Consider the following 7,468-nt stretch of genomic DNA (forward strand, 5'->3'; position numbering starts at 1 on the left):
CAGGTGTGCCCAGGGCCACGGTGCCGCTGTCGGCCAGGTCGGCGCCGAAGATCAGGCGCAGCAATTCCGTACGGCCCGCACCGATCAGGCCGGAGATGCCGTAGATTTCGCCGGCACGCACTTCAAACGACACGTCGCGGACCTTGTCCGAGCGGGTCAGGCCTTTTACCGTCAACAGCGGCGCGCCGATGGTGCGCGGGCCCAGGTCGATTTTCTCGCCCAGTTCGCGGCCCACCATCAGCGTGACCAGTTGCTCACTGTTGTAGTTCGCCATCGGCTCGACACACACCAGCTTGCCGTCGCGCAGCACCGCAATGCGCTGGGCAACCCGGGCCAGTTCTTCGAGCCGGTGGGAAATATAGATAATCGCCACGCCCCGGGCCTGCAGGCGGGTGATTTGTTCGAACAGCATCTCGACTTCACGGGCGGTCAGCATCGCCGTAGGTTCATCGAGGATCAGTACGTGGCAGTCGCCAATCAGGTTGCGGGCGATCTCGACCATCTGTTGGTGGCCGATGCCGAGGCTGCCGACCAGGGTGTCCGGGTCGATAGCGTCCAGGCCGACCTGGGCCATGGCTTCAATGGCGGCCTTGCGCAGTTGCTTGCGGCTGATCCAGCCACCGTGGCTGGGCAGGTTATCGAGGAACAGGTTTTCAGCGACCGTCAGGGTTGGCAGCAGGTTAAGCTCCTGCATGACCATGCGGATGCCCTGCTCTTCAGCCTGGGTCCGGCTGCCTGGCGTGTAGGCCTGGCCATTGAACTGCATCTGGCCGTCGGTCGGGGTGACCAGCCCGCCGATGATTTTCGACAGGGTGCTTTTCCCCGCGCCATTCTCACCGGTAAGCGCCAACACTTCCCCACGGTTGAGCGTCAGGGTGATGTCGGACAGAACCGGTTGGGCATAGGTCTTGCCGATACCGCTGACCGAGAGGACAGCGTTCGGTGCGGAAGATGACATAGGAACGTCTCCAGGCGTCCGCTCGGGTGAGCGGACGCTGTTTTGTGCTGCCGGGGAATTACTTCTTGAGGATGAGTTCGACCGGGGTTTCGATCATGCCATCCACGGCATCGACTTTTTCACCCTTGACCAGCTTCAGAGCGTTCTGGATACCGAAAACGGCTTGCTGGGCAGCAGCCTGGTCGGCGGTGGCCAGGACACGGCCGTCCTGCAGCATCGGCTTGATGGCCTCGATGTTGTCGTAGCCTACGACCAGCACCTTGCCAGCCTTGCCGGCGCCACGTACGGCGGATACTGCGCCCAGTGCCATGTTGTCGTTACCGGCCAGCAGCGCCTTGATGTTCGGGTTTGCCTGGAGCATGGCAGCGGCAATCGCGTTGCCCTTGTCGATTTCCCACTCACCGGATTGGGTGGAGACGATCTTCATGCCGGCGGCATCCATCGCGTCCTTGAAGCCAGCGGTACGCTGCTGGGCGTTGGTGGTGGTGGACACACCTTCGATGATGCCAACCTGGTCACCCTTGGTGAGGTGCTTGGCCAGTTCTTCACCGACCAGGCGCGCGCCCTTGCGGTTGTCTGGACCTACGAACGGGATATCAAGGTTTTTGCTTTTCAGTACATCCACATCAAGACGGTTGTCGATGTTGACGATCTTGATGCCTTTGTCGGAGGCCTTTTTCAGCACGGTGACCAGGGCTTTCGAATCGGCGGGAGCAATGACGATCGCGTCAACCTTGGACAGGATCATCTGATTGACGATATCGATCTGCGCACTGGTATCGGTTTCGTTCTTGATCCCGTTGGTGATCATGTCGAAGTCGGCGGCGTGGGCTTTCTGGTATTCCTTGGCACCGTCCTGCATGGTGACGAAGAATTCGTTGGCGAGGGATTTCATGACCAGGCCGACCTTGGGTTTGGCGGCGGTCTCGGCAGCAAATGCAGAGGAAAGAGGCAGGGCAGCGGATGCGGCAGCAAGCACAGCGACAGCAAGAAGACGTCCAGCAAATGGCAGCTTCATGGGTTCACTCCGATCTTATGATTATTGTGAGCAACGCTTGCACCGAAGAATGCTTCGGCAGCCAACCCACCCGGGCGGCTGATACGAGCTTTCACGACACTCGAGGAGCACCCCGTGAAACATCTCGCAAACGTTTGCGTTAGGTCAAACTATGAGAAGCTTGTCGAGATTTGTCAACGGGAGAAAACAGCCTTTTGTTGAATCCGCTTTACGCCCTGCCCTCGAAGCCATCCGGTACCCCCTTTAAACATCCGCGTTGCTGGATCGTTCTCTGAAACGACAGGTCGCGGCGTGCCTCCTGCGTTTAAAACCAAACTTTTCCGTCATCCTTTTCGGACAACCGAACACCCGTGCACCGCTTTGTTCGGAAAGCCGGACAGAAGACCAAGCCATTTACTTACAAATCAAACAAATATAGATATAAATCAATAGGTTAAATTCTATTGCCAAACAAAATCCCACTGGTACAAATCCTGCTCTTACTCAGCACCTCGTGGCGTTCAGAACCGCCCGGGTGTTTCTAGATGAACCTGCATCAGCACTCATCAAAACTAGAGAGAAGAATAATGAAATCTGCGTTGAAAACTTTCGTACCGGGCGCGTTAGCCCTCCTGCTGTTGTTCCCCGTTGCCGCTCAGGCAAAAGAAGCTGAAACCCAGCAAAAACTGTCCAACGTGGTGATCCTTGCCACCGGCGGCACCATCGCCGGCGCCGGCGCCAGCGCGGCCAACAGTGCGACCTACCAGGCCGCCAAGGTCGGCATCGAACAATTGATCGCCGGTGTTCCTGAGCTTAGCCAGATCGCCAATGTCCGCGGCGAACAAGTATTGCAAATTGCCTCCGAAAGCATCACCAACGAAAACCTCCTGCAACTGGGTCGTCGTGTCGCCGAACTGGCCGACAGCAAGGACGTCGACGGCATCGTGATCACCCACGGTACCGACACCCTGGAAGAGACTGCCTACTTCCTCAACCTGGTGGAAAAGACCGACAAGCCAATCGTCGTGGTCGGCTCGATGCGCCCAGGCACCGCTATGTCGGCTGATGGCATGCTCAACCTGTACAACGCCGTTGCCGTCGCCGGCAGCAAGGACGCCCGCGGCAAAGGCGTACTGGTGACCATGAACGACGAGATCCAGTCGGGTCGCGACGTCAGCAAGATGATCAACATCAAGACTGAAGCGTTCAAGAGCCCATGGGGCCCGCTGGGCATGGTGGTAGAAGGCAAATCCTACTGGTTCCGCCTGCCAGCCAAGCGTCACACCATGAACTCGGAATTCGACATCAAGACCATCAAAAGCCTGCCGGACGTCGAAATCGCCTATTCCTATGGCAACGTAAGCGACACCGCCTACAAGGCTCTGGCCCAGGCCGGCGCGAAAGCCATCATCCACGCCGGTACCGGCAATGGTTCGGTGTCGTCCAAGGTGGTGCCTGCCCTGCAGGAACTGCGCAAGCAAGGCGTACAGATCATTCGCTCTTCCCACGTGAATGCCGGTGGTTTCGTTCTGCGTAACGCCGAACAACCAGACGACAAATACGACTGGGTAGTTGCCCATGACCTGAACCCGCAGAAAGCCCGCATCCTGGCCATGGTCGCCCTGACCAAGACCCAGGACAGCAAGGAACTGCAACGGATGTTCTGGGAATATTGATCGCTCCCGGGCCCGGCCGGCAACGGTTGGGCCATCCCGCTCGTGGCGTACCGCGAGCGGGTCTGATTTCCCCCGCGTTATCCCCCGCGCAAAAAAACCTTTGAAAAACAAAGCGTTCTTACACCAAATCGGCAAAATCACTGTCAGAAGAAATTCTTGAATTTTAAGCAGTTGCGAAATTGCCCACAGTTAAATACTGTATGCACGTACAGCCTAATAAGGAATACTCCGTGGCAAAGCCCTCTTCCGCAGCACCAACACCTCCTGATGCCTACCAACGACTGGCCGTTCGAGTGCAGAAAATCATCAACTCCACCAATGCCCAAAAAAACAAGGCGGCGTTGATTTTTCGTTTGCCGGAGGAACCGGAAGACGAGTGGGCACGACTACTGGAAGAGATAGCAGAAAACGATAACGTCACCCTCGCCTATCGCGATGACGGTGGCGTGCAGATTTTCTGGGTTGTGCCGAAGGAAGATTGAGTCAATGAGTGTCCGTTTTATCAGTCTGTTGTGTGTGTTTTTTGCTGTTACCGCTCAAGCCCAAGCCCCCAGGACATTCAGCGAAGCCAAGAAAATCGCCTGGAAGCTGTATGAACCGCAATCCACGGAGTTCTATTGCGGCTGCAAATACAACGGCAACCGGGTAGACCTGAAAGCCTGCGGCTATATCCCGCGCAAAAACGCCAACCGGGCAGCACGTATTGAATGGGAACACATTGTTCCGGCCTGGCAGATCGGCCATCAGCGCCAGTGCTGGCAGGATGGCGGGCGCAAGAACTGCACCCGCAAGGACGCGGTCTACAAGCGGGCCGAAGCCGACCTGCACAACCTGGTGCCGAGCATCGGCGAGGTGAATGGCGACCGAAACAATTTCAGTTTTGGCTGGCTGCCGGTACAAAGCGGCCAATATGGATCATGCCTGACCCAGGTGGACTTCAAGGCCAAGAAGGTCATGCCCCGCCCTTCCATTCGCGGCATGATCGCCCGAACGTATTTCTATATGAGCAAGCAGTATGGCCTGCGCCTGTCCAAACAGGATCGCCAGCTGTATGAAGCCTGGAACAAGACCTACCCGGTACAGCCCTGGGAACGCCAGCGCAATCAAACCGTGGCGTGCGTGATGGGGCGCGGCAATGAATTTGTCGGCCCGGTGAACTTGAAAGCCTGCGGCTGAACGAAAAAAGCGGGAGCGCCATGGCCTCCCGCTTGTCGACTCTTTACTGCGCAACCTTGTGTTCGATGACCTCGGACACCGTGTCATTCTTCTTCGCAGTGGCCAGTTTCTCGGTCAACTGCGCTTGTTTCGCCTCGGCCTCGGCCTTGGTGCTGAATGGGCCCAGCAGCACCTGGTCCTTACCGTCTTCCTTCGCCAGATAGAAACTGAAACCGTGTTCCAGCAACCACGCGGTCAGGTCAGTCATCGCCTGCAGCTTGTGATCCGGCGGCCCCACCCATACATCCCATTCTTGAGAGGCGATCGCGCCGACCGCAGGTTGCGCCTGGGCGGGCGCCTCGGCAACGGCAGGCCTGGCCTTGGGGGCGTCGACACTTTTACCTTCACCGCAACCGGCCAATGCCAACACCGCAATTGCCATCGCTACTTTACGCACTACCCTGCTCCTTAGAGGATCAAAGAGGCGACTTTATCATTCACTGTCTATTCTGGCCGTCATAAACGTTGGCTTAAACAATGCGAATGATGTATCGCAGACCTGTATGATGGCGGCATGGGAATTAATGCCGCCTCTATGCGTCCTAAAAGAGGCAGCCACAGGGAAGCGCTTCGCAGTAAGCTACACACATCCGACATCTGCCCTGTCTGAAACATGTGTCCTTCAAAGCAATCAAGGAGAAGTCCATGCTGATACTCACCCGCAAAGTCGGTGAAAGCATAAACATCGGTGATGACATCACGATCACCATCCTGGGCGTTAGCGGCCAGCAAGTAAGAATCGGCATCAATGCTCCAAAGGACGTTGCCGTGCATCGCGAGGAGATCTACCAACGTATCCAGGCGGGCCTGACGGCTCCGGATAAAAACCAGACACCTTGAAGCGCCTCCAGTAGCCAGCCCTTTCGTTCACTGTAACGGCTGGCGAAAACCTCTTTCAGCCTGCTCGCGGCTTCCCGCGGCCAGCGCGCCCTATTCCCTTGTTCCAGCGTCAGGCCAGCGTCATCCCAGGCCGACACCGCGTGCCATGCCACTCGCTGCAATCATCATCAGCACCAGTAGTAACGCCTGCACATGGCTGATGCGCGCAAAAAGACCTGCCTGGTGCAAATCGAGGCGCGTGCCACGCGCCAACGCGATGCGCCATTTGATAAAGCGAATCATCGGCGCGAGCTCCAGTAACAAAATTAATACAAGCAGCGTCATCTTCACGTGAAACAACGGCTGGTGCAGGTAATAATCACTGCCCTTTTCGTAGCCGCCAAAGGCCCGCAGGCCACCGGTTACCAATAACACCAGGGCACTGATTCCCCAGATGTTGTCCGCGATCAATACGCGGCGCAGGGTGGATGGGTCACTATCAGATACACCGCGCAATGCCTTGCCACGCGCAAGCACGGCCGACAATGCCATGGCGAATGCCAGTAAATGGACTGCTGCAAGAAACCACTGAACCAACATAAGGCGTACTCCCTTTTGTATGACACATGGCAGGAACACTTCTCAGTAATAGTCGCTGGCTGCGTTCAACGCATGAAACAGCCTGCAAACAAAGGGAACTTGTGGAGTTTTCCAGGGCCGAATCTCGTGACAAATCCCCTACAGTCTGCAGCGCGCCAAGGAGCACGTTGATGAGGCGTACCGTTAAACAGCCTTACTTATCCAAGTCTTGGTTGATTGTCACGCTGATCAGCGTGGCGTTTGTGGCGCTGGAGTATGGCCTCAAGTTCGAAATCGAAGGTTCCTCCGACAAAGCCTACTCATGGCTGGACCTGACGCTGTTCCTGAGCGCGTACTTGTTTTTCTTCTGCCTCAAGCCCATTCAGGTCGCCGTCCATCGCAGACTGTGCCGGCGCGCGCCTCACAGTGATCGCCGCAAAGCCTCATCCTGACGGCTTTGGGTTTCATCTTGAAGTTCGTTGCCCCAGCGCGGTGTATCCCGCAAGCGGGTTGAAACCGCCGCCGCAGTTGCTATCAGATCGCCGGTATTTACAGCTGCGCGACACAACCTATGCTTGGGCATGCACGGTCGGTGAAAGGTTGTAGCGCTGATGGACACACTGAGTAAAAGCGAAATCGAATCAGCACTGGCAGCGCGCCTGCCGAGCTACAAAATCGTCTGCACCCTGCATGCCGATGGCACGCTTTCCGCGATTCTCAGCGGCCCGGAAGCTGATCACTTTGCAGTGACCGGCATCGTCCGCGCCCACCATCGAGGGCCGGAGGCGATTGCCAGGCTTGCCAGCGAAATCCTCAAGGAAATGGTCTTGTCCCGCCAGGGGCTCAAGGGCAACCGCCTGCAGACGCTGACTGGAAACGGCTCCAACGTTGAACCGCCCCTTTACGAAGAAGGCCGATCCGGGTAACCGGGTCGGCCTTTTTTTTACGCCAGGCGCTGTAGATGCAACAGCCCGGCTTCGTCCCGCTGAACCTGTAGACGCTCATACCCGTCAATCGACGGATGCGCGGTGACCATGGGCACAAGGTGGGTCGACGTCACCACCATCACATCGGCCCCCGCCGCCTCGCCGGCGCGAATCCCGACGCTGGCATCCTCAAACACCAGGCAGTCCTGTACCGGTACTCCCAGCCGTTGCGCACCGAGCACATAACAGGCCGGATCCGGCTTGCCGCTGGCGACATCCTCCGCGGTGACCAGCACCG

11 protein-coding genes are annotated in these 7,468 nt (G+C 57.4%); 6 read left to right on the forward strand and 5 right to left on the reverse strand.

Going from position 1 to position 7,468, the window contains the following annotated elements:
- Together HX846_RS08415 and HX846_RS08420 are read right to left on the reverse strand one after the other, a co-directional pair.
- On the reverse strand, positions 1-958 hold a 958-nt coding region (locus HX846_RS08415), incomplete at its 3' end, for a sugar ABC transporter ATP-binding protein (RefSeq protein WP_178965243.1).
- A gap of 58 nt (positions 959-1,016) precedes the next feature.
- Positions 1,017-1,976: a sugar ABC transporter substrate-binding protein gene (locus tag HX846_RS08420; protein ID WP_003219963.1), complete on the reverse strand. Its 960-nt coding sequence runs from the start codon at positions 1,974-1,976 to the stop codon at positions 1,017-1,019.
- Between the two features lie 566 nt (positions 1,977-2,542).
- Here HX846_RS08420 and HX846_RS08425 point away from each other — a divergent pair.
- The 3 genes from HX846_RS08425 (at position 2,543) to HX846_RS08435 (ending at position 4,807) form a co-directional block, all read left to right on the forward strand.
- The gene (locus tag HX846_RS08425; protein ID WP_003219965.1) at positions 2,543-3,631 is read left to right on the forward strand and encodes an asparaginase; all 1,089 of its coding nucleotides are present in this window, start codon (positions 2,543-2,545) and stop codon (positions 3,629-3,631) included.
- A gap of 230 nt (positions 3,632-3,861) precedes the next feature.
- Positions 3,862-4,113, forward strand: a complete 252-nt coding sequence (locus HX846_RS08430) for a DUF1654 domain-containing protein (RefSeq protein WP_023659007.1) — start codon at positions 3,862-3,864, stop codon at positions 4,111-4,113.
- 4 nt (positions 4,114-4,117) lie between these two features.
- On the forward strand, positions 4,118-4,807 hold the full coding sequence (locus HX846_RS08435; protein WP_008438696.1) for an endonuclease: 690 nt from the start codon (positions 4,118-4,120) through the stop codon (positions 4,805-4,807).
- A 43-nt stretch (positions 4,808-4,850) separates the two neighbouring features.
- Here HX846_RS08435 and HX846_RS08440 read toward each other — a convergent pair whose 3' ends face one another.
- Positions 4,851-5,228, reverse strand: a complete 378-nt coding sequence (locus tag HX846_RS08440; RefSeq protein ID WP_032899812.1) for a hypothetical protein — start codon at positions 5,226-5,228, stop codon at positions 4,851-4,853.
- A 263-nt stretch (positions 5,229-5,491) separates the two neighbouring features.
- On the opposite strand from HX846_RS08440, the gene csrA reads away from it, so the two are divergent.
- Positions 5,492-5,686, forward strand: coding sequence for a carbon storage regulator CsrA (csrA, locus tag HX846_RS08445; protein WP_003192511.1), 195 nt, complete (start codon positions 5,492-5,494; stop codon positions 5,684-5,686).
- A gap of 120 nt (positions 5,687-5,806) precedes the next feature.
- Here the strand turns inward: csrA and HX846_RS08450 are convergent, their stop codons facing one another.
- Positions 5,807-6,265: a DUF2214 family protein gene (locus tag HX846_RS08450; protein ID WP_008438699.1), complete on the reverse strand. Its 459-nt coding sequence runs from the start codon at positions 6,263-6,265 to the stop codon at positions 5,807-5,809.
- A 170-nt stretch (positions 6,266-6,435) separates the two neighbouring features.
- On the opposite strand from HX846_RS08450, the gene HX846_RS08455 reads away from it, so the two are divergent.
- On the forward strand, positions 6,436-6,696 hold the full coding sequence (locus HX846_RS08455; protein WP_003219977.1) for a hypothetical protein: 261 nt from the start codon (positions 6,436-6,438) through the stop codon (positions 6,694-6,696).
- Between the two features lie 159 nt (positions 6,697-6,855).
- A complete protein-coding gene (locus HX846_RS08460) occupies positions 6,856-7,170 on the forward strand; it encodes a hypothetical protein (RefSeq protein ID WP_008438700.1) in 315 nt (104 codons plus the stop codon).
- A gap of 17 nt (positions 7,171-7,187) precedes the next feature.
- On the opposite strand, the gene HX846_RS08465 is transcribed toward HX846_RS08460, so the two are convergent.
- Positions 7,188-7,468, reverse strand: a 281-nt coding sequence (locus HX846_RS08465) for an HAD-IA family hydrolase (protein ID WP_178965244.1), incomplete at its 5' end; no start/stop codon positions are given.

The sequence above is a fragment of the Pseudomonas sp. K5002 genome, from assembly GCF_013386655.1.
Taxonomy (GTDB): domain Bacteria; phylum Pseudomonadota; class Gammaproteobacteria; order Pseudomonadales; family Pseudomonadaceae; genus Aquipseudomonas.